We start from the raw sequence: 19,574 nt of genomic DNA, 5'->3' as shown, positions 1-19,574 counted from the left end.
GGCTGCGGTGCTTCAGTCTTTGCAAAGTCCGCGTCCCTTATCCGCTTGCTGATACGTTTCTTTTTCCCGGTGGCGGCGTTTACCTCGACAGCCCCCTCGCGGGTCATTTTCTGCGTGACTTTCTCACGCGCTCGATACTGTTTTATTTTTCTGTCCCTCCAATCCGCGCCCTTGCAAGGGCGCAATACTCGGCGTTTATCTCAATGCCTATATAATGCCTGTCAAGCTGCCTTGCGGCTGCTCCCGTCGTGCCGCTGCCGAAAAAGGGGTCAAGCACAACGCCGCCTTTCGGACAGCCCGCCTTGATACAGGTTTCGGCAAGTTTTGGCGGGAACGCGGCGAAATGCCCGCCCTTGTAGGGTACGGTATTGATAAGCCACACGTCCCGCCTGTTCCGCATGGTCGGCATGAGGGCTTCGTCGTAGTAGCTGCCGCTTCTCGCCCGGTTAAGCCCCTGTACTTTCCCCTGTCCGGGTACTTCGTCCGCATATTTCTGTCCCGCGCTGCGCCCGGTGCGGTACCGCGCCGCCGTTGTGGGGGCTAACGGCTCGGCTATGGCGGCTGCGTCATAGAAATATTTCTTTGACTTCGTAAGCAGAAAGATATGTTCATAGCAGCGGGTAGGGCGGTCTTTCACGCTCTCCGGCATGGGGTTTTCTTTCTGCCAGATAATGTCGCTCCGTAAATACCACCCGTCAGCGCGTAGGGCAAAAGCTAAAAGCCAAGGGATACCGATTAAGTCCTTTTGTTTGCAGCCGGAAACGCGGTTGTTTTTTGCAATCTGCTGTCCGTTTCTGCCTTTCGGGTTCTTCGGGTCTGCATGGTAGCCCTTGTTCCCTGTGCCGCAGTAGGTGTCCGCGATATTCAGCCAGAGCGTACCGTCAGAACGCAGTACCCGGCGCAGCTCGCGGAAAACCTCGGTCAGCCTGTCAATGTACTGCTCCGGCGTGTCCTCCCGCCCAATCTGCATATCAAGCCCATAATCCCTAAGCGCATAGTAGGGCGGGCTTGTGACGCAACAGTGTACGCTTTCCTCTGGAAGCTCCCGCAAGGCATAGAGCGCGTCCCGGTTGATGATGGTGTCAGTTTTCAGCCCGTTCATGCTTCGCCCACTTCCTCCGGCTTCGTCGTCATTACCCGGTAAAGCTCGGTGTCTTTCGGGAAGCGGTCTACAAAGGGCAGCACCACGTTCCCGTAGAAGATAAGCCCCTCGCCCGCTTCGGTGTGGGTGACATATTTCATCTGCTGCGGGGAGATGTTGAGCTGCTTCGCAAGGATAGCCCGGTCGCCCGCCGCCTGATTGAGCATGAGGACAAAATCAGAGTTTTCAAAGATATTCTCCACTTCGCGGGAAGCAAGCAAATCCTTGACATTCTGCGTAATGGCTGTGGGTATGCCGCCCCATTTTCTGAAACGCTTCCAGATTTCAACGGAATAGGCGGCGGTCTGTTCCTCTTTCAAGAGAAGATGAAATTCGTCCATAAAATACCGGGTGGATTTCCTTTCTGCCCGGTTGACGGTGACGCGGTTCCATACCTGGTCCTGCACAATGAGCATACCTAACTTTTTGAGCTGCTTCCCAAGCTGCTTGATGTCAAAGCAGACAAGGCGGTTGTTCAGCTCCACGTTGGTACGGTGGTTGAATACGTTAAGGCTCCCGGAAACATACAGCTCCAACGCCGCCGCAATACGCGCCGCTTCCGGCTCCGGCTGCTTCAAAAGCTCGTTGTAGAGGTCGCCCAAGATAGGCATTTTCTCCGGGTCGGGGTCTGCAAGGAAAGGGCGGTACACGTTCCTAACGGCGCGGTCAATGACGGTCTTATCGACGGGCTGCAAGCCCTCCTTGCCGCCTATGACAAGCTCGCAGAGGGAGAGGATAAAGTCGGATTTCAGCGCAAGGGGGCTGTCGTCCTCGCTGTAATTGAGGTTAATATCCATAGGGTTCACATACTGGGGCTTCCCGTCAATGCCCTTGCCCGTAGGGGATAAGCGTATCACTTGCCCGTCAAGCCGCTGCACAAGGGAAAAATACTCTGCTTCCGGGTCGCAGATAATTATGTCGTCGTCGGTAATGAGGAAAGCGTTTGTCATTTCCCGTTTGGCGGCAAAGGATTTCCCGCTTCCCGGCGTACCCAAGATTAAGCCGTTGGGGTTCTTTAGCTGCTTGCGGTCGCAGAGTATCATGTTGTTACTAAGGGCGTTTAAGCCGTAGTACAAAGCCGCGCCCGTCTGGAAAAGCTCCTGTGTGATAAAGGGGATAAAGATAGCGGTGCTTGACGTGGTAAGCCCTCTTTGAATGGGGATAAGGTTCTCCCCAAGCGGTACAGAGGACATAAGCCCCGCTTCCTGTTGGTAGTCAAGGCGGGTTAAGGCGCAGTTGTTCTTCTGTGCAATGCCCGCCGCCGCGAATACGTCATTTTCCAGTTTCCGCTTCGTGTCCGCCATGTTCACCACAAGGAACGTCAAGAGGAACATTCTTTCATTCCGGCTCTGCAAGTCCTGTAAGAGATTCTTCGCTTCGCTGCCGAAAGTGGCAAGGTCGGACGGTATAATATCCATGTCATAACCGCTGCGTACCGCTTTCTTCTGTTCCTCGATTTTCATTTTGTCAAGGTCGGTAATCTTGCGCTTGATTGTCTTTATGGCTTCGGTCTGGTCGATACTGTGGATATGCAGATTGACGATAACGCCCGTTTCCAAGTCCAGAATGTCAGATAAGATACGGTCGTTTAATTCCGGCGCAAGGATTTCAAGGAATGAAACCGCGCCGATTTTGCGCCCCATGCGGAAATAACGCCCCTCGCCAAAACGGAAAGAGGACGGGGCGATAAAGTCCTTTGTGGAAAGCCCGGACGGGGCAAGCCATGAAAAATCAAAGGCAAACTGCCCGCCCTCCGGGTGGAAAATGCCATGCAGCATTTTAAGGCGTTCATAGCCTGTCATGGGGCGGGCAGACACGCCCAAGAGCTTAAAGTTGTTGAGTACGTCCGTTTCGATACGGGCAAGGCGGGATTTCGCCGCGCCCAGACTGTCGGCTTCAATGGCAAAGGTGATATATTTTGCTTTGACAAGCCCGTTGTTGCCCTTTGCAAGCTGGTTTTTCAGCATATCCCGGTATTCTGTGCGGATAGAATTGAAAGCGTCCTCCTGTGCCGGGATATTGACCGCCTTTTCCGCTTCGCCGCGCTGCGTCCCTTGATTGATGAAAGAAAGCTGCACCGAAACGGAAGCGTCAAAGTAGTTGAGGAAGTCGCACCAGTTCTCAAAAATGGCGGTCTTGTCGTCTGCCTGTGCAAGCTGATAGTTAATATCTTCAAAGGCGACGGTCTTTGAGTATTTCCGTCCCGTAACCTTGCAGATACCGTCCGGGTACATCTGGATATAGGGGATTGTCTGCTGCGCGGTGTGGGCTTTCCCGTCGCCCTTTGCCTGTCTGATGATTTCCGCAATCTGCTTTTTCTCGGCGCGGGTGAGCTTGCGGGGCGGGTTAGGCTTTGTGCTTCCCGCCGCGCTGTTTCTTCGTGTTTCCTTTTGCAATCGCTGATACCTCCTTTTCAAGTTTTCTCTGCCGTTCTAAGACGGAATAAAAGTTGTCTGTCCTGTATGGTCGTTCTTTGGGGGCTATGAATTTTGTCCGTATGATGTTCTTCACCACCACTTCAAGGGGCTGTCCATGCTTCTCATACATGGCAAAGAGGAAACAGGGCAGCATGACGGCAATCATAGCCATAGACGCAAGGCTTGTGCCTGTGCTGTCTTTGAGCAGAAAGAAAAGCGGCAAGCCGAACAGGAGAGCCGCCGCAAAACATACAATCTGCCGTTTGGTAAGGTTGAAAGCTACTTTTGTCTTGACTTTGGATAAGTCTTTGGGTACGGGTACATACGCCAAGTGAAAACCTCCTTTCTCTGGGTTTGGTGTTGCTGTAATTTTCCATAAGGGTAATCAAGGCAAAGGTCAATCTATGCCCTTTGCCCGCCCGTATTATATGGGGGTTATCCGCGTCAAGGTCGGGTCGTATTTTCGCCGCTTCGCTCTGAAAATCTCCACCCTGCCCTTGACACGCCGCTAATGCGCGGAGAATATCGACTTCGCCAGTGCGCCGGATTTGAACAGGGAGAAACAGAGGATAACGGTATAGGCTGCAAGGGAGAATATCGCGCTGTGCAGATTGTCCGCTATTATCATGTTGTTTACCAGAACCGCGTAAATGCCGACGCATATCATAATGAGGAAGCCTTGAAAACCGATAGCGAACAGGGATTTTAGGTAGTTGTTTCCTATCTGCCCCCATTCCCGGTTCGTCATAGTTGCAAACGGGATAGGCGATACCGAACAGTAAAGGTAAATTTCTATCATGCGCCCGTAGAGGATAACGGTTATCAGTACGGACATGATTTTCATGCACAAGCTCACAAGGCTTGTTTCCATGACAAGTAAGAGCAGTTCGGGGATTTCCATAGCGTCAAGCCCGCTCTGCATGGAAGCAAGGGCGGCGGCAACATCAATCTCTGTGCTGCCGCCGATTACCCCCGCCGCGCCGGAAACAACGTGCTGCGCCATATCGAACACCGCCATAGTAATGTCAAAGGTGTGCGTCACAAGGTAGACTGCCACAAACGCCTTGAACACCCACTTGAAGAACATGGAAGTGTCAACGTCGTGCATATTGTTCTTTTCCGTTACCATGCTGATAAGCTCATAGCATAGGACGTAGGTAATGACAAGCCCCGCAATGGGTACGATTACATTTTCACTAAGGGTCTGTATCATGGAGAATATATTTGCGTTCCACCCTTGCGGGGTCTGCCCTACCTCTGCGGCGATAGTGCCGACTTTTTCGTTTACGTCCCCGAACATAGTTGACAGATTACCGTTTATGGCTCCTATGAGGATTTCCTTTATCCATTCGTTAATCGCGTCAAGTATGCTCTGCATAAGCCTTTACCCGCGCTTCTTAACCGAACAAGCCGGAAAGCAGCGGTACAAGGGTCATGCCGATAAGGGCAACGCCGCCGCCCGCCATAAGCTGCTTCATGCCCTGGCTCTTTGCTTATGTGTGATAAAGAAGTAATAGAAGTGTAAAAAATTTTGCCGTTCCTATCCGGCACATGAGGTATGTCGGATAGGTCGGGCGGTTAGGTGTCGGGCAGTTCTACCTTGCCGACAAAAGAATAATAGATTTCGATTTCCTGTCTGCGTAACTTGCCCCGGCGTTTCCCGTCAAGGGCAACGCTTTCATGGACAACGATTTTCTCCACAAACTCCCGCAGCAGAGTAGGGGTAAGTTCTTCAATGGTAGTGTGCCTGCGTACCACATTCATAAACTTTTCAGCGTTTGCGGTGGCTTCCTGCGCTTTGGAAAGTTCTTCCCGCAGTCTGGCGGCACGTTCTTTCAGTTCTTTCTGCTCGGCTTCATAGTCTGCCGACAGCTCTGTGAAACGCTCGTCCGATATGCGCCCGGTTACGCTGTCCTCATACAGCCGCTTGAAGATAGCAGATAACTCGGCTATGCGTTTCTCGGCGGCTTCCAGCTCCTTTTTCTTGGCGGCGTTCCTGCGTCTGTCCCCGTCCTCATTCTGCTCGATTAAAAGCTTCATAAACCGGGCTTCATGCTTTGCCGCATAGCTGGTAACTTTCCGCAGATTGGAGAGTACGCCAGCGGTCAAGAGGTCAGTGCGGATAAAGTGCGCTGTGCAGTCGGCGGTGCGTTTCTTGTAGCTTCCGCAGATATAACAGTCCTGCTTGCGCTTGTCCGTCTGGTATCGCTGCTGGTACATGACGCTGCCGCAGTCGGCACAAAAGAGTATGCCGGAGAACAAGCCCACTTCGTCATAACGGTTGGGGCGTTTGCGCTGCTTGCGTAACTCCTGCACCCGTTCCCACGTTTCCCGGTCAATGATAGGCTCATGGTGGTTCTCAAAAACCGCCTGCTTTTCCGGGGGATTTTCTATGCTGTGTTTCAGCTTGTAGGACGGCTTCTCGGTCTTAAAGTTTACCAGACAGCCCGTATATTCCCGGTTTTCCAGCAGATGAACCACGGTATTGGTCGCCCACTTGCACTCATAGCCGGGGTGGTAGCGGCGGGTGCTGCCCGTCCTGCGGTATTCCAGCGTCCCCGGCGTGGGGATTTGCTGCTCGGTCAGCATACGGGCTATCTTGGTCGGACCGTTCCCGGCAAGGCAAAGGCTGTAAATCTGCCGTACCACCGGGGCGGCTTCCTCGTCAATGATAAAGTTTTCGTCCTCGTCCATGAGGTAGCCATAGACGGGCTTGCTTGTGATGGGCTTTCCGCTCATGCCCTTAGAGCGTTTTACTGCCTTGATTTTCTTGCTCGTATCTCTCACCAGCCATTCGTTAAAAATGTTCCGCAGCGGGGCAAAATCATTTTCCCCCTGTGCGCTGTCCACTCCGTCATTGATAGCGATGAAGCGGACACCTTTCTGTGGGAAAATCATTTCTGTGTACATTCCCACCTGTAAGTAGTTTCGCCCTAACCTCGACATATCCTTGACGATAACTGTCCCGACTTTCCCTGCTTCAATGTCTGCAAGCATGGCTTGAAATCCGGGTCTTTGAAAGTTCGCACCGGAATAACCGTCGTCGGTGTACCAGCGCAGATTAGAAAATCCATTCTGTTTGGCATAGGTTTCCAAAATCCTCTTTTGGTTGGAAATGGAATTGCTCTCGCCTTGCAGCTCGTCCTCATGGGACAGTCTTGGGTAAAGGGCGGTAATGAGTTGCTGGGTGGTCTGTCTTAACATAAATTCCTCCGTTTCCGACAGCCAGCCCCACTATTCCGTACCTTGATTGTACCACATGGGGCGGCTGTCTGTATAGCGGCAAAAGCGTCAAATCTGCTTCTTTACGGTCGGTAAAAATGACGGTTTTTCAATCAGGCTTATCACAGGTCAAATATCCGGCGGCGGCTTCTGCTTCCAGCACTTTCATCATCTTGTCAGCGGCGGTGTCGGTCGCCCCCTCCTTGAAAAAGCCAGACACCACAAGGATTGTGTTGCCTATCCTCGTTTCGGTCACGCAGTCCGGGCGGCGGGCAGGGCGTTTGTTTCTCTGGGTGTCGGTCATAGGCAAATCTCCTTTCCGGCAAGCAGCCGTTTCAGCTGTTCCATTTTTCCCTGTGCGGCGGCTTTCCTCAAATTCTCCCCGGTAAAGCAGAGAGGGGAACACATTTCAAGCAGGCGGTCATAAATCCGGGCGTGGGCGGTGTCCTCCGGGTGCTGCAATTCCTCCAGCGTGAGGTTGGTCGTCACAATCAGCGGCTTCCTGCTCCGGTAGCGGCTGTCAATCACATTGTAGACCTGTTCCAGACCGTATTCTGTGCCACGCTCCATTCCAAAATCGTCAATGATGAGCAGGGGGAAGCTGCAAAGGCGGGAAATATATTCGTTCCTGCCCGCAAAGCTGGCGGCAAGGTCGTTTAATATTGCTGCAAAGTTTGTCATGCACACCGGGACTTCCTGCTCCATGAGGGCGTTTGCAATACACCCGGCAAAATAGCTTTTCCCAGTGCCTACCCTGCCCCACAAGAGCAGCCCGTAGTTCCCGTCCTTTATCTGTTCCCAGCGTGCCACATATCCGGCGGCGTTCTTCATCTGCGGGCAGCTGCCGTTATCGTTGGCAAATGTCCAGTCCTGCATGGTCTTGTCTGTAAAGCCCTGCCGTTTCAGCCGTTCCACCGTTTCAAGGTGGCTGCGCCGCTTCTCGGCGGCTTCCCGTTCCTTACGGGCTGCCCGCTGGCAGTCGCACTCTGACGGGTGGCGGTCACGCCCGAAAAAGGTCTTGCCCTCCGGGAAATAGGCTTCTTTGGGTTTCCGGCATTTGCCGCAGTATAAAAGCCCGTCCTCCCCGGTGTAATCCTCCGGCTCGGCTGTGGTGTCGGTCATAGGCAGTATGGTGTTGTGGATTGTATCGGTCATAGGCTTTCTCCCTCCTTGAATGAATAGTCCGGTATGCCTTTCTTTGGCTTCTCTTTGGCAGCGTCCTCCTGCGCCCACTTGTAAATGGTGGCTGCATGGCTCTGGTACTGCTTCCCGGTGGAAGCGATGTGGCAGGAAAGGCGGTCAAGGTAATACTCCCACTTGCCGGGGAAGTCCTGTTCCAGCTCCAAAAGTTCTGTGTCAGAAAGAAATACATTTTTATATCTGCCATAAGCGGCGGGGGGCTGCCCCTCACTCGCTCCTTTTGTTTGGCTCTCTATTAGGTTGTTTATATTAGTTTGGTTAGGGGACGGTTTTCCGACCGTCATAAGGTCAGTTTTCCGGCTGTCAGTTGGTCGGTTTCCCGCCCTTATGAGGGGCGGTTTTCCGTCCGTCAGTTGGTCGGAAAACTGTACCACTGGGATAGGCGGCACTTTCACATACAGACGGTTGGCGGCAGAAAAGCCCGTCCGTCTGCGTTCCAGCAGCCCGGCAGCGTCCAGTTCGTTCAGTGCGCCCTTTATGGTGGTGCAGCCTTTATCCAGCATTTCCGCTATCTCTGCTATGGGGTAGACAATGTATGTCCGTCCCTCGCTGTCCTGCCAGCCGTTCTTCTGCGAAAGGGTGGAACGGTCTAACAGCAGCGCATATAACTCTCTTGCGGTGTGGGATAGGTCTGTTTCCAGCAGGAAACGGGGGTAAGGCAGGTAAGCGGGCAGCTCCGTTCCTGCGGTCATATAATCAGCGATAGGGTTCACCTCCTTGTGGTGTCTGTCTGTGGGTTCTGTTACGCTTTTAGGGGGCGTTTTTAAGGGAAAAGGATAAATGTATCACGCACCCTTTGACACCCTCCAAAAAAGCCTTGATTTATGCGGGTTTGAAATGCCCTAAAGCGTGACATTTCTCCCTTTGTTTCCGCTTCCGTTTGGCGGCGTTTATCCGCTTCATGCGTCCGGCGCAGTCCGGGCAGTATTTCCCCCGGTTGGATTTTGGGAAGAAGAACGCCCCGCAGACAGCGCAGCGTTTCCGGCTTCCCCGGCGCAAGAGGGCGGCTTCCAGTGCTTCATCAAGGGGCAGGACAGCGGCGGTAAACCAGCGGCAGAGCAGCGAATAGCTGATACTCTGTACACACACGCAAGGCTCGCCGTCCTCCAACAGCAGGCAGTTCCCGCTGTCATAGTTGCAGCACTCATGCACAAGGCGGCGGGCTGCCCGGTACTGGCGGTAGTCCATGCGGGGGATATTACCGTTCATGGCTCTGCTCCTTTCTGCGCTGCGGCTCGCTCCGGCGTAAAATCTGGTCGATATTGCCCTTGACAGTCTGCAAGCGGCGGTACTCCTCCCGTTTTGCCCGGTAATCGTTGTAGCCGCTGTTTTTCTCTTTGATAAGGCTTTCAATCTCTGCTTGCAGGGATTTATAGCTCGGCAGCTTGGAAATGCCGTTCTCCCTGAAATAGCGGGCGGCTGCGTCTGCTATGATAAAGTCACTTTCATGCTTCTGACGGTAGGCTGCTTTTGCTTTGGCGTTTTTCTGCTGTTTCAGCCCGTCCCGGACAGGGCGGGTCTTGGAATAGGCAAGCACCTGCCGTTGCAGCTCCTTTTTCCCGTTCAGCGTCTTTTCCACCTGCTTCAACCACGCAAGGCTTTCCTGCATGGCGGCATAGGCGGCAGAACAGGCTTCGTCCAGTTCCTCCGGGGAGGAAAAGCCGTACTGCTGATAGGCGGTAACGGTAGCTGCCATTTGCTTTAGGTTGTGCTTTGCCGCCCAGCGGTCATAGCCCACGCCCTTGCCCTCGGCTCGCTTGGCTTCCCGGTCAACCATGCGCTGCAAGGTGTTGTCTGCCGGGGTGGTTTTTGCAGCTTTTTCCCCTTGTAACGGCTTTTTAACTGCGGCAGGGTATTCGGGTATGGCTTTGGTCTGTTCGGCAGCTCTGTGGGCGTTCTGCGTGAGCAGGGCAAGGACAGCAGCCTTGTCAAAATCGTCCCCCAGCTTTCGGGCTGTGATAGGCTTTGTCCTGTCCGGCGTGAGGTAGGAAAGCCGCCCCCGGCTCTCCTTGACGGTCACACCCTCCCGCAGCAAAAGGGAAGAAAACTCGTCAAAGCTGCCAGCTTGGGAAAGTGCCTGCCGTATCGTCCGGCGCAGCTTCGCCTTGTCCGTTTCAAACTTGGTGGGCTTGGTCGGCTGTCCGGCGGCTTCTCTGGCGGCGTTCTCTTTGTCAAGGGCAAGCTGCCCTTTCTTTGCCGCCCAGTATTCCCGTTCGGTTATCCGTTCCTTGCTGCCGTTCAAGAGGTCGATTTGGTAAAGCCCCTCCCGGTGGCACATTTCCATGACTTCGCTCTTGAAATATTCCATAGCGGCGTTGGTGCAGCGGTGCTTGCAGCCCTCCAGCGTGTCGGCTGGTCTGTCCATGTAGGGCAGAAGCGGGACTTCGTAAATCCGCAGGGAGTTGATGACGATATGCACATGGATATTCCCGCTGTGGTTATGCCCGTCCGGGTGGGTGCAGATTAGGGCTTGGTGTCCGGGGAAATGCTCCTTGCAGAACTGCTCGCCCAGCTCCTGCGCCCGGTCTACGGTCAAGCCGTTGTCTGTCCCGTCCCGTGGGTCAAAGCTGATGATATAGTGGTGGCTTTTCACATCTTCCCGTTTTTGGTTTTTCTCATAGCGGAGATTGGCTCGCATACAGGCAACAGCGAAATCCTCGCCCCCGCAGTTGAGGGAAGAAATGCGGTAATCCTCCCTCGGTATCAGCCGCCCGTTTTCATCAAGGGTGGCTTTCATGGTAAACTCGTCATGCTCAAATGTGAGATAGGCTTCCGCTGCGCCATAGTCGGCGTTTTTAGAGCTGATATGTTTGAATGTTGCCAACAGCGTCACCCACTTTCTGCAAGACTTCAAACTTTAGGGCAGCAAGGTCGGAAACCGCCGCCCGTACCTCCCCGGCAAGCTGCGGATAGGGACTGTGCCACTCGTTCAGCGTCCGGGCTATCTGGTTTAAGTTGCCGCCGATCCTCCCGTATTCGGCGGTCAGCTTCCCGACAGCGGCAAGCAGCTCGTCATTGATGGGGGAAACGGTTATGATGGGGCGTATGGCTGCCCCGGTTATGGCTTGCCGGATAAACTCGGCTTGGCTCATGTGGTAAGCAGAAAGCCGCTGGGCAAACTCGGCGTATTCTTCCTCGGTCATGCGTGTTTTGACTACCCGGCTGCGGTGCGGCGTGTTGTATCGTTTCATAGGTGGTTGACCTCCTTTCTGTGCGTGGTGTCCTCTCACTAATAGGAGAAAAACAGGGTGTGAAGCGGAACTGTTTTTGAAAAATCCGAAAAATATTTTGAGGGGTTTTTCAGCGGCGCAAGCCGCATAAGCAGGGTTTGGGGAAGGCACTCCCCAACAAGATTCCCGCAGGGGCAAAATGAGCGATAAGCGAATTTTGGCACCTCGGTAGAATCTTGCTCTAAGAAACTGCCGGCCTGCCGTTCACTTGCTACTGCCACTTTTTCAGAAAATCTATAACCAGCTTTTTTTATAAAAGGCTGCGGGCTGGCGTTTTTCCCTTACTCCCTACAAACCACAAAAGAGCAGAATGGACGGACTTTCCGGCAAGAACTTTTCCGGCGGCTCGGTCTTTCCCGACAATAAGGCGTTTCGGAAGCTGCGTTTTGCCCGCTGTCTGAAAAAAATGGCAGCCTTTTTTGGTTTCACTGTCTAATACGGAACTTTTGGAAATTTGCCAAAAATGGACGCAAAAAAAGCAGCAAATCTTTTTCGGATTTACTGCTTCATGTGCCGCTGCGGTGCGGCGGGATGGATATTCAGTTGAAATAAAAGAGGATGGTGGTACTTTAGTCTATCGACTCTTTACTAACTATTAGGTAATCTTGAAAGATTTTCCTTGAATTTATCTAAAGAATGTTCATTGTTTCCCGCAAAAATAAGTGGAATTGTATATTCATATGATATGCCATTTTCATAGTCCGATAATTGTATTTTTATAGTATCATCCCTCTCATCTTTAGGTGCTATATATATGAATGAATTTTTATTTATATCAGATATTTTCCCTTTTTCAGAAGAAACAGTATAACCCCAGTCTGTTAAATTTGTCTTTATTGTAACTTCTGTTTCTGTTTCTTTTCTAGTCTGCAATGCTGTTTTATCGATTTGGATATCAAAAGGAGTCGAACCTAACAATTCACTGTTTATATTTACAAGTTCTTCTCCATTTGTTTTAGAAATATTAGATTCATCTTCATAATTTTGTTGAGATTCATCTTTTGGTGTTTCTCTGTTACATCCTAATAAAAAGCATAAAATAATTAGTACTAATACAGAAAGTTGTTTTTTTTGCATTTATTTCTCCTTTCATATTATCAAAGAAAGCACTGAGAGTACTTTCAAGAAATTATGAAATATTCTCAATGCTTTCTATTTTTTGATTATAAACTTGCCGGTAATGATACTATGTTAATTTATCTCTTTCGCGTAACCTTTGTTGCAATATACACATGCACCATTCACCCATTTGTGAGACATTTCAATCGTCTCAACTTCATAAATGCTTACTTCTCCACAAATTAAACATTGTTTGTAATTATATACATGACGTGTCGCACATTTATCCCAGTCATCATATATACCAGGCATTTCATCTTCATATCCATAGTACTGGGGAGAACCCCAACTATGAGTATGAGCGGCAAATACAGTCATTGGAGCAGCTACAATTCCAGCTACTACTGAAAGTGCTAAAATAGATTTTCTTAAATTCATAAGTTCCTCCCTTTCCTTAAAAATACATAGCTCTTTGTTACATTGTCATTTTAACATAATAATTGGTAAAATGCAATAATTTATTTTCTATTTACGAGAAAATACTGTGCATATTATCTTATTTAGGAATAGTTAAGGCGGCTACCTAAATCTTTTTATTACTTTACCGCACATGAGCATTTGCGCCCGGATTGTCATTGCCGTAGCCCTCCATCAGATTGATTACGCCCCAGATACCAAGCCCGGCTCCAAGTGCTACAACAAGGGTCTGCAAAACGTCTACTGCGCTATTGAAAAATGCCATAAATATATCCTTTCTGCCGCGTCTGCGGCTGTCCGGCAAGCGGACAAAAGGCGGTCAGCGTATGGTCGCCGCCGCACAAAAAAACCGCCCTCTGGTAAAGGCGGCTGTCCCCGCGCTGCGTAAGTTCTGCGGCGCGGCGGTATTCAGTTGTAAGGGGTGCGGCTCCTGCCGCTGTGTACTGCGCCGGAAAGTGGGGGCGCGTATCATGTAGCCGGTATGGATAGATGTGATTGCTTCAATCGCTCCTTTCTGTGTTCCGCTGTGCTGCCGGACGTTTTTTTCAGACTTGCGGGAAGTGAATAGCTTGCGTAGCAAGGTGTTCGCTTCCCGCAAGTTCACAAAGGGGTAGCTGCCGCAAGGCAGCGTAGGGGAAGTGTAGCTTCCCCTGTCCCCCGGCGGTCTGCCATGCTGTCACTGTTGCGGGATAAGCCCCCGGCGCGTGACATACTCCGTTGCAAAACGGCGGTGTTCCGCTTCCTTTTCCCGCCAATACTCCCATAATGCAGCGTCGGCGGCTTCCGCAACATTCATTAAAAACCGTTCAAGCTGCTTTTGTTTTTCCTCTGCGCTACGTTTCCTCATGGTCTGCGTCCTCCTGTAAGTCTGCCGCGTCAAGCTCGTAATAGTCAAAAACCTCGTCGGGCTTGACAATGGCGGGGCGGCGTTTAAGGTGCTTTTCCATGTCAAAGGCGTTCTTCGGGTCTGCGTCGGACAGGTACTTGTATTTCGGGTGCTTCGTTATGTCGAATTTGTCCGAAAAGAACGGGCGCACCCCGCGTAGCTGCAAGATACATTTCCCTCCGTCCATGACTGCAATTTCATCTTCCGTCATAAGCTGCTTTCCCAATTTCTGATAGTTCAGCCCATGCGAAAGCTCCCGCCCCCTTGTTTCGGACGTGTTAAAGCTGTCTATCGTTTCTTTTCCTAAAATTTCCGATATTTCTTTAAGGGTGGTTTTCTCCTTGCCGCCCAAGAAAAGCGTGGTGTCGCAGTTGCCGACTATGGTATCGGCGTTGTCTTTGTAAATGGCTTTTAGCTGTGACTGGCTCTGCAAGATGATTGACGCGGATATTTCCCGGCTCCGTATCGTTGCAATGAGCTTTTCAAACTTTGGTATCTGCCCGATATTCGCAAATTCATCAAGTAAGCACCTAACATGGACGGGAAGCCGCCCGCCGTATTCATCATCTGCCTTGTCACAAAGCAAGTTGAATAGCTGTGTGTAAAGGATTGAAACGACAAAGTTAAAAGTGTCGTCGGTGTCGCTGATGATGACGAAAAGGGCGGTCTTTCTGTCGCCTATGGTGTCAAGCTCCATTTCGTCGGTTTCCATAAGCTCCCGCAGCTCCTTAATGTCGAATGGGGCTAACCTCGCGCCGCATGAGATAAGTATGCTTTTTGCGGTCTTGCCCGCCGCAAGTTTGTATTTTTTGTACTGCTTGACTGCAAAATGTTCCGGGTCTTTTTCTTCCAGACGTTCAAACATGAGGTCAACCGGGTTCTGGAAATCCTCGTCGTCCTCGCGGGCTTCCGACGCATTTATCATCTCAAGCAGCGTCGTGAAGTTCTTCTCGTCCTCCGGGGCTTCATACCAGATGTAGCCGATTAGCGCGGTGTAGTAGAGCTTTTCCGCTTTCACCCAGAAATCCTCGCCGGATTTTTCCCCGTCGCCTTTGGTGTTGGCGATAATGGTATTGACTAACTTCAAAATGTCCTTTTCGCTCCGCAGATAGGCAAAGGGATTGTATTTCATGGATTTTTTGAAGTTAATCGTATTTAGCACTTTGATACGGTATTTGTACCGCTGTAACATTTTCCCGGTTTCCAAAATCAGTGTTCCTTTCGGGTCAGTGACGATATACGACGTTGGAAAATCCTTTGACGTACATTGCATGAGCGACGGTTTCACAAAGAACCGGGTCTTGCCGCTGCCGGAACCGCCGATTACAAGGATATTTTTGTTTCTTGCGTATTTCGGCTGCTTCGGGCGGCTGTTCATGGTGAGCCGTTCCGTCTGCGTTAAGGGGATATTGTTCTCAAATACCGGGTCGGTGTACGGCTTTATGTCGTCAGCCCCGCCCCAACGCGCCGAACCGTATTCTGTCCCGCGGCGGTATTTCTTCGCGTTCTTGCCTTTGGTGTAGATAATCAGCCGGACAATGACCGCCCCCGCAATGCCTAAAGCTAAGTCTGCCGGGTGGAAGCTCGGCGCGATACTGGAAAAGGCGGCGGTAAAACCGTCCCCAAGATGTAGCAGCTTTGCGCTTGCGTCCGCGCCGGGGGAGAGCCGGACAGCCGCGCCCACTTTATCAAAGAGCCAGACAAAGAGCAGATACGGGAGATTTAGGATAAGCAGCTTCTTGATTTCCGGCTTCATAGCGATACCTCCCTGTCCTTGTTCTTGACCTTTGCCCGTTCCGCGTTTCTGCCCTGTGCAGCTTCTTTGAGGGTAGAGAGCAGCTTTCGGATTGAGGGCTTTTTCTCCTGTGTCAGCTTTTTTGCGGAAAATTCCTTAAAGGCTGCGGTCAGTACGTCCGCGTCCCGCCCCTTGAAGAAAACCAGATAGCGGGGCGGGCTTTCCGTCGCGTCCTTTTTCAGCGCAAAGTCGATACCGTACTTTTTCGCCGTACTCTCAAAGGCTTTGATATTGCCCTCGGTAATCTCAATGTTGGAAACGCCCGCGTTCTGCTTCATAAGCTGCTTTAAGCTCTGCTTGCCCTGTGGCGGTTTTGCAAGCTGCTTTTTGCCCTTTGACAGTATGGCTTTCATTGCCTTTTGGAGCGTCTGCGCGGTCAGCTTCCCGGTCTTGATGTAAAGGGCTATGGTCTTTTCGTTTACTTCGTCCTGCAATTTGTCGCGTCCTCCTTTCGCGTTTCTTTATGGGGCGGCGGTCAGATACGCACCCGCAGCCCGTTCAAGTCCTCGGCTCTGATACCCACAAGATACCAGTTGTCGCCGTACTCAATCCGGGTCGGCTTCCACTTGCCCCGCACGAATACGTCAAAGCACTCGCCGCAATGCAAGCCCCCGTAGTAGCTGTTTAAGTCAAAGCGGATGTCGTAACGGTCGGTGCGCTCGTCAAATACCAATGCTCCTGTCATTTTCTGTGCCATAATAAAATCCTCCTTTTGTGGTTGTGGGTGGTTACAGGCTTTCGCCCTCATTGCATGAATAATAGTCCGGGTCGCCGTACTGCGGCTTTTTCGGTGACAGTGCGCCGCTTGCCATGTCATGGGCGACAAGGGAAGTGTAGTAGTTGCCGATTGTGGACGGGGCGTTGAAAAGGGCGGCTTTCAGATATTGCTTGATGTTGCGGATTTTGGTTGTGTTCTCCCGCATACAGTCAAGCACAAAGCGGATATGCTCGCCGTCTAGTTTCATAAACTTTGACTTCACAAGCTCTGCCGGGTAGTCGTCCCCCGCAATCCGTACCCGCTTTCTGGCGGTGCATACGGTTTCAAGCATGAGGTCTACAATCTCGTCCAGCCTGTCACTGTCAAACTTCATGTCCTGTTTGAGAATGTGGTAGTCGATATTGTCCTTGATGATTTCCCGGTATATATCAACTGCGCTCTGTGCTGCCGCTTCCGTTCCTTTCCGTTCCGGCGGCGCAGCCGCTTCTCTGCAAGGAGAGGGGTTAGGGGAAAGGATAGGAATGGAATGGGTACTTGATAAATCTGTATTTGATTTTTCTTTTTTTGGTAAGTCAGTTCTTTGTATATCTTTATTTAATTGCGTTGGATTTTCCAACGTAGGTTTTTCCAATGTTGGTTTTTCCTGCATTGGATTATCCAATGTTGGATTTTCCAATGTAGGTAAATCCGGCGTAGGCGGCTGCGGCTGCTCGAATATCACATAGTCCGCGCCCCGCAAGCGTCCTTTCTCGTCGCGCTCCCTTGAACGGACGATATACCCGGCGCGTTCAAGTTCCTTAATGGCTTCGCGGATAGCGTCTATCTTCTCCCGGTTGATAAGGGATAAGCCTTTCAAGGTGTAGTCCCAATCTTCGGGGAGTGACAGCATTTGCGACAACAGCCCCTTTGCCTTTAGGGAAAGCTCCTTGTTGCGTAGGTGGTGGTTGCTCATTACGGTATAGCCCTTGTTTCGTTCCACTCTGAAAACTGCCATAGTTCATAGCTCCTTTGCTTTGGATTTGTTACGCAGTAGAAGCGCGGTTTCGGGGGATAAGGTATAAATCCCTTTCCGCGCCAGATACGCGCCCGGAAAACCGCTTGTAGCAAGGCTTTTTCTGCCCCTACTGCGTAACAAAGGGCATGAAAAAAGCGGCGTTCCTGTTCTCCCATGTAGAGAGTAAGAAACGCCGCTTCTGCGTCGTATTCAGTTTTTAGTACAATACCCTGCTTGTCCGTCGCTCGAAAAACCTTGATTTTCCAGTGTTTTCAAAAGTATCGTTATCTAACGTCAGCTTTTGAACGCCCGGATTTTCAGCGCATGATGGACGATGTGGAAGCCGGAAAAGTAAACTGCATTGTCACGAAAGACCTTTCCCGTTTCGGGCGGGAACATGTGATGATGGACTACTATCTGGAATTTCTGTTCCCGGAAAAACGGGTGCGCTACATCGCCGTTGCGGAGAATGAGGACACAGAGAAAGGGCTTTCCGATTTTGTCCCGTTCAAAAACCTGTTTAATGAATGGTTTGCGAAAGATACGAGCCGCAAGGTAAAGGCCGCTTTCAAAGCGAAGTTTGCCACAGGACAGCGTATCGGTGCCTATGCTCCCATCGGGTACAGGAAACACCCGGAAATCAAAAACAAGCTGATAATCGACGAGGAAACCCGCTGGATAGTGGAGAAGATTTTTGACCTTGCCATTCATGGCAGAGGGGCGGCCAGTATCACAAGAATACTGATTATGGAAAAGGTTCCCACACCGGGATTTATCAATTTCCAGCGTGACGGGACTTTTGCAAACATCTATGCGGGTGCGCCAGAGGAAAAAAGCTACGCATGGACGATAGCCCAGGTCAAGAGCATTATGAAAGACGAAACCTATATCGGCCATACCATCCACTACCGGGAAACAAACATTTCCTTTAAGAACAAGCGGAGGATACGCAAGCCCCAAAGTGAATGGGTGCGGGTAGAGAACACGCAGGAGCCGATTATCAGCGAACAGGTTTTCCGGCAGGTACAGGAGCAGATAGCAAACCGCCGCAGAAAGTGCAAGGATGGTACGACGCAGATTTTTTCCGGATTGGTAAAATGTGCGGATTGCGGCTGGTCGCTGTCCTATGGGGAGAACAGGCAGAACAGCAAGCCTTACGGCCATTATCATTGTAGCAAGTACGGACAGGGCACACGCCAATGCTCCATGCATTATATCCGCTATGATGTGCTTTACGCCTATGTCCTCTCCCGTCTGCAATACTGGTCGAGGCTGGTACAGCATGATGAAGAACGGCTTTTGAAGCGGCTGTTAAATGCCAATGACAAGGGACAGGCCGCCGCAAGAAAGAAGCAAGCCGCAGAGTTGAACAAAGCGGAGAAGCGGAAAGCCGAAGTCGATACCCTGTTTGCCCGGATGTATGAGGACTGGGCGGCGGGGCGTATCACAGAATACAACTTCTCTATGCTGTCCGGGAAGTACCAGAGCGAACAGGCTGAACTGGACACAAAGATTGAACAGCTTCAATCCGCTATCGCCACTGAAAGCCAGAACGCCGCAGACGCAGAAAAATGGATTGCCTTGATGAAAGAGTGCGTCAATCCAACAGAACTGACCGCCGAACTTTTGAATACGCTGATTGAAAAAATCGTTGTCCATGAAGCGGTCAAAGGTGAGGACGGAAGCCGGGAACAGGAGGTAGAAATCTTCTACCGCTTTATCGGCAAAATTGATTAAATGACACCAATATCTTTAACTATGTGATACCGGTTTGTCAGTTCCAGATTCCAGTATGCTGATTATTTTGGCGAATGAACTGGATACTACTGTAAGTGAATTACTTGGAGAACCTATAGCAGAATCGACTACCGATGATTTAAAGATTCTTTCTGAAAAATTGGAAGTTATTAATTTGCAGCTTGCAAAAAGAAGTATAACAAAGGTAAAAACGATTCGATGGATTCTTATTTCATTGTGTGCGGTTATAGTGGTAATATTTATCGCACTTGCATCTACGAATAGTTTTTATTTGGATTGGAATTACAATGATCCTGAGTTGGCAGTGGCAGGAACAATACTGCATGGGTTTGAATTCTTGTTTGTAAGACTCGCACCGATTGTTTTTTGGACTTCGGTGGTTGGAATTGTGGTGACATATAAGAAAAGATAAATTTCAGTTAGCAGGTTTGTTCGCCATGCCGACAGACTCACAAGCTGGCACTTGTTCGTTGTTGCGGCGTTCGCCGTATGCATCTGAACTCGAATATGTCTGCCTGTGAGCAAGCTCCCGTCAGCCAATTCGGTTCATCTGCGCATGGCTCATTGCTACGCGCAAAATCCCAATTTGAGGAGGTGAACACTTTGGATATTGAGAAAACCGAATCATATTACAATCAAATAAGAAATGAAGATTTATGTGATTGTGATTATTGTAG

General features: G+C 50.8%; 21 protein-coding genes and 2 pseudogenes. 3 read left to right on the top strand and 20 right to left on the bottom strand.

Annotated elements, in window-relative coordinates:
• Nucleotides 1–142: 142 nt before the first annotated feature.
• The 12 genes and pseudogenes from ROSEINA2194_RS04705 to ROSEINA2194_RS04655 form a co-directional block, all read right to left on the bottom strand.
• A complete protein-coding gene (locus ROSEINA2194_RS04705; RefSeq protein WP_006876012.1) occupies nucleotides 143–1,102 on the bottom strand; it encodes a DNA-methyltransferase in 960 nt (319 codons plus the stop codon).
• Nucleotides 1,099–3,537 (bottom strand): VirB4-like conjugal transfer ATPase, CD1110 family, encoded by a 2,439-nt coding sequence (locus ROSEINA2194_RS04700; RefSeq protein ID WP_006876011.1) that lies wholly within the window; start codon nucleotides 3,535–3,537, stop codon nucleotides 1,099–1,101. Before ROSEINA2194_RS04700 ends, ROSEINA2194_RS04705 begins: the two co-directional genes overlap by 4 nt.
• The gene (locus ROSEINA2194_RS04695; RefSeq protein ID WP_007037042.1) at nucleotides 3,488–3,889 is read right to left on the bottom strand and encodes a PrgI family protein; all 402 of its coding nucleotides are present in this window, start codon (nucleotides 3,887–3,889) and stop codon (nucleotides 3,488–3,490) included. The genes ROSEINA2194_RS04700 and ROSEINA2194_RS04695 overlap by 50 nt, the downstream gene beginning before the upstream one ends.
• Nucleotides 3,890–4,066: 177 nt before the next feature.
• On the bottom strand, nucleotides 4,067–4,936 hold the full coding sequence (locus ROSEINA2194_RS04690) for a VirB6/TrbL-like conjugal transfer protein, CD1112 family (protein ID WP_002584320.1): 870 nt from the start codon (nucleotides 4,934–4,936) through the stop codon (nucleotides 4,067–4,069).
• 19 nt (nucleotides 4,937–4,955) lie between these two features.
• A pseudogene (locus ROSEINA2194_RS21780) lies at nucleotides 4,956–5,051 on the bottom strand (Maff2 family mobile element protein); the annotation flags it as partial.
• Between the two features lie 85 nt (nucleotides 5,052–5,136).
• A complete protein-coding gene (locus ROSEINA2194_RS04685; protein ID WP_002594230.1) occupies nucleotides 5,137–6,762 on the bottom strand; it encodes a recombinase family protein in 1,626 nt (541 codons plus the stop codon).
• 127 nt (nucleotides 6,763–6,889) lie between these two features.
• The gene (locus ROSEINA2194_RS04680) at nucleotides 6,890–7,084 is read right to left on the bottom strand and encodes a transposon-encoded TnpW family protein (RefSeq protein WP_002594231.1); all 195 of its coding nucleotides are present in this window, start codon (nucleotides 7,082–7,084) and stop codon (nucleotides 6,890–6,892) included.
• Nucleotides 7,081–7,935, bottom strand: a complete 855-nt coding sequence (locus ROSEINA2194_RS04675; RefSeq protein ID WP_002594232.1) for an ATP-binding protein — start codon at nucleotides 7,933–7,935, stop codon at nucleotides 7,081–7,083. The genes ROSEINA2194_RS04680 and ROSEINA2194_RS04675 overlap by 4 nt, the downstream gene beginning before the upstream one ends.
• Nucleotides 7,932–8,672 carry a replication initiator protein A gene (locus ROSEINA2194_RS04670; RefSeq protein WP_002594233.1) on the bottom strand — a complete coding sequence of 247 codons (741 nt, stop codon included), beginning with the start codon at nucleotides 8,670–8,672 and terminating at the stop codon, nucleotides 7,932–7,934. The genes ROSEINA2194_RS04675 and ROSEINA2194_RS04670 overlap by 4 nt, the downstream gene beginning before the upstream one ends.
• Nucleotides 8,673–8,802: 130 nt before the next feature.
• The gene (locus ROSEINA2194_RS04665) at nucleotides 8,803–9,189 is read right to left on the bottom strand and encodes a cysteine-rich VLP domain-containing protein (protein WP_002594234.1); all 387 of its coding nucleotides are present in this window, start codon (nucleotides 9,187–9,189) and stop codon (nucleotides 8,803–8,805) included.
• On the bottom strand, nucleotides 9,179–10,804 hold the full coding sequence (locus ROSEINA2194_RS04660; RefSeq protein WP_002594235.1) for a relaxase/mobilization nuclease domain-containing protein: 1,626 nt from the start codon (nucleotides 10,802–10,804) through the stop codon (nucleotides 9,179–9,181). The genes ROSEINA2194_RS04665 and ROSEINA2194_RS04660 overlap by 11 nt, the downstream gene beginning before the upstream one ends.
• Nucleotides 10,776–11,171: a plasmid mobilization protein gene (locus tag ROSEINA2194_RS04655; protein WP_002594236.1), complete on the bottom strand. Its 396-nt coding sequence runs from the start codon at nucleotides 11,169–11,171 to the stop codon at nucleotides 10,776–10,778. Before ROSEINA2194_RS04655 ends, ROSEINA2194_RS04660 begins: the two co-directional genes overlap by 29 nt.
• A gap of 349 nt (nucleotides 11,172–11,520) precedes the next feature.
• On the opposite strand from ROSEINA2194_RS04655, the gene ROSEINA2194_RS22460 reads away from it, so the two are divergent.
• Entirely contained in the window at nucleotides 11,521–11,646 is a 126-nt protein-coding gene (locus ROSEINA2194_RS22460; protein WP_007037420.1) for a hypothetical protein, read from the top strand.
• Between the two features lie 152 nt (nucleotides 11,647–11,798).
• Here ROSEINA2194_RS22460 and ROSEINA2194_RS04650 read toward each other — a convergent pair whose 3' ends face one another.
• The 8 genes from ROSEINA2194_RS04650 to ROSEINA2194_RS04620 form a co-directional block, all read right to left on the bottom strand.
• Nucleotides 11,799–12,287, bottom strand: a complete 489-nt coding sequence (locus ROSEINA2194_RS04650) for a hypothetical protein (protein WP_002569239.1) — start codon at nucleotides 12,285–12,287, stop codon at nucleotides 11,799–11,801.
• Nucleotides 12,288–12,401: 114 nt separating this feature from the next.
• Nucleotides 12,402–12,707 (bottom strand): hypothetical protein, encoded by a 306-nt coding sequence (locus ROSEINA2194_RS04645; RefSeq protein WP_002569240.1) that lies wholly within the window; start codon nucleotides 12,705–12,707, stop codon nucleotides 12,402–12,404.
• 163 nt (nucleotides 12,708–12,870) lie between these two features.
• Nucleotides 12,871–13,011 carry a Maff2 family mobile element protein gene (locus ROSEINA2194_RS20140; RefSeq protein WP_002586628.1) on the bottom strand — a complete coding sequence of 47 codons (141 nt, stop codon included), beginning with the start codon at nucleotides 13,009–13,011 and terminating at the stop codon, nucleotides 12,871–12,873.
• Between the two features lie 411 nt (nucleotides 13,012–13,422).
• Nucleotides 13,423–13,593, bottom strand: a complete 171-nt coding sequence (locus ROSEINA2194_RS20895; RefSeq protein ID WP_002569167.1) for a hypothetical protein — start codon at nucleotides 13,591–13,593, stop codon at nucleotides 13,423–13,425.
• Nucleotides 13,580–15,388 (bottom strand): VirD4-like conjugal transfer protein, CD1115 family, encoded by a 1,809-nt coding sequence (locus ROSEINA2194_RS04635; protein ID WP_007037036.1) that lies wholly within the window; start codon nucleotides 15,386–15,388, stop codon nucleotides 13,580–13,582. Before ROSEINA2194_RS04635 ends, ROSEINA2194_RS20895 begins: the two co-directional genes overlap by 14 nt.
• Nucleotides 15,385–15,861, bottom strand: a complete 477-nt coding sequence (locus ROSEINA2194_RS04630) for a PcfB family protein (RefSeq protein ID WP_007037035.1) — start codon at nucleotides 15,859–15,861, stop codon at nucleotides 15,385–15,387. Before ROSEINA2194_RS04630 ends, ROSEINA2194_RS04635 begins: the two co-directional genes overlap by 4 nt.
• Nucleotides 15,862–15,902: 41 nt before the next feature.
• Nucleotides 15,903–16,124 carry a DUF5348 domain-containing protein gene (locus ROSEINA2194_RS04625; RefSeq protein ID WP_002569164.1) on the bottom strand — a complete coding sequence of 74 codons (222 nt, stop codon included), beginning with the start codon at nucleotides 16,122–16,124 and terminating at the stop codon, nucleotides 15,903–15,905.
• A gap of 31 nt (nucleotides 16,125–16,155) precedes the next feature.
• Nucleotides 16,156–17,139, bottom strand: coding sequence for a DUF6017 domain-containing protein (locus tag ROSEINA2194_RS04620; protein ID WP_007037034.1), 984 nt, complete (start codon nucleotides 17,137–17,139; stop codon nucleotides 16,156–16,158).
• A gap of 300 nt (nucleotides 17,140–17,439) precedes the next feature.
• Here ROSEINA2194_RS04620 and ROSEINA2194_RS04615 point away from each other — a divergent pair.
• A pseudogene (locus tag ROSEINA2194_RS04615) lies at nucleotides 17,440–18,876 on the top strand (DUF4368 domain-containing protein); the annotation flags it as partial.
• A 34-nt stretch (nucleotides 18,877–18,910) separates the two neighbouring features.
• Complete coding sequence (locus tag ROSEINA2194_RS04610) at nucleotides 18,911–19,309, top strand: transcriptional regulator (RefSeq protein ID WP_227970449.1); 399 nt, start codon at nucleotides 18,911–18,913, stop codon at nucleotides 19,307–19,309.
• Nucleotides 19,310–19,574 lie beyond the last annotated feature (265 nt).

Source organism: Roseburia inulinivorans DSM 16841 (assembly GCF_000174195.1).
Classification (GTDB): domain Bacteria; phylum Bacillota; class Clostridia; order Lachnospirales; family Lachnospiraceae; genus Roseburia; species Roseburia inulinivorans.
Note: the sequence above shows the minus strand (reverse complement) of the source record. Positions and strands in the feature narration are given on the sequence as shown.

Coding starts and splice junctions, on each gene's coding strand:
- ROSEINA2194_RS04705 (WP_006876012.1), bottom strand. CDS start 1,102: ATGAACGGGCTGAAAACTGACACCATCATCAACCGGGACGCGCTCTAT.
- ROSEINA2194_RS04690 (WP_002584320.1), bottom strand. CDS start 4,936: ATGCAGAGCATACTTGACGCGATTAACGAATGGATAAAGGAAATCCTC.
- ROSEINA2194_RS04685 (WP_002594230.1), bottom strand. CDS start 6,762: ATGTTAAGACAGACCACCCAGCAACTCATTACCGCCCTTTACCCAAGA.
- ROSEINA2194_RS04680 (WP_002594231.1), bottom strand. CDS start 7,084: ATGACCGACACCCAGAGAAACAAACGCCCTGCCCGCCGCCCGGACTGC.
- ROSEINA2194_RS04675 (WP_002594232.1), bottom strand. CDS start 7,935: ATGACCGATACAATCCACAACACCATACTGCCTATGACCGACACCACA.
- ROSEINA2194_RS04670 (WP_002594233.1), bottom strand. CDS start 8,672: ATGACCGCAGGAACGGAGCTGCCCGCTTACCTGCCTTACCCCCGTTTC.
- ROSEINA2194_RS04665 (WP_002594234.1), bottom strand. CDS start 9,189: ATGAACGGTAATATCCCCCGCATGGACTACCGCCAGTACCGGGCAGCC.
- ROSEINA2194_RS04655 (WP_002594236.1), bottom strand. CDS start 11,171: ATGAAACGATACAACACGCCGCACCGCAGCCGGGTAGTCAAAACACGC.
- ROSEINA2194_RS22460 (WP_007037420.1), top strand. CDS start 11,521: ATGGACGGACTTTCCGGCAAGAACTTTTCCGGCGGCTCGGTCTTTCCC.
- ROSEINA2194_RS04650 (WP_002569239.1), bottom strand. CDS start 12,287: ATGCAAAAAAAACAACTTTCTGTATTAGTACTAATTATTTTATGCTTT.
- ROSEINA2194_RS04645 (WP_002569240.1), bottom strand. CDS start 12,707: ATGAATTTAAGAAAATCTATTTTAGCACTTTCAGTAGTAGCTGGAATT.
- ROSEINA2194_RS20140 (WP_002586628.1), bottom strand. CDS start 13,011: ATGGCATTTTTCAATAGCGCAGTAGACGTTTTGCAGACCCTTGTTGTA.
- ROSEINA2194_RS20895 (WP_002569167.1), bottom strand. CDS start 13,593: ATGAGGAAACGTAGCGCAGAGGAAAAACAAAAGCAGCTTGAACGGTTT.
- ROSEINA2194_RS04635 (WP_007037036.1), bottom strand. CDS start 15,388: ATGAAGCCGGAAATCAAGAAGCTGCTTATCCTAAATCTCCCGTATCTG.
- ROSEINA2194_RS04625 (WP_002569164.1), bottom strand. CDS start 16,124: ATGGCACAGAAAATGACAGGAGCATTGGTATTTGACGAGCGCACCGAC.
- ROSEINA2194_RS04620 (WP_007037034.1), bottom strand. CDS start 17,139: ATGGCAGTTTTCAGAGTGGAACGAAACAAGGGCTATACCGTAATGAGC.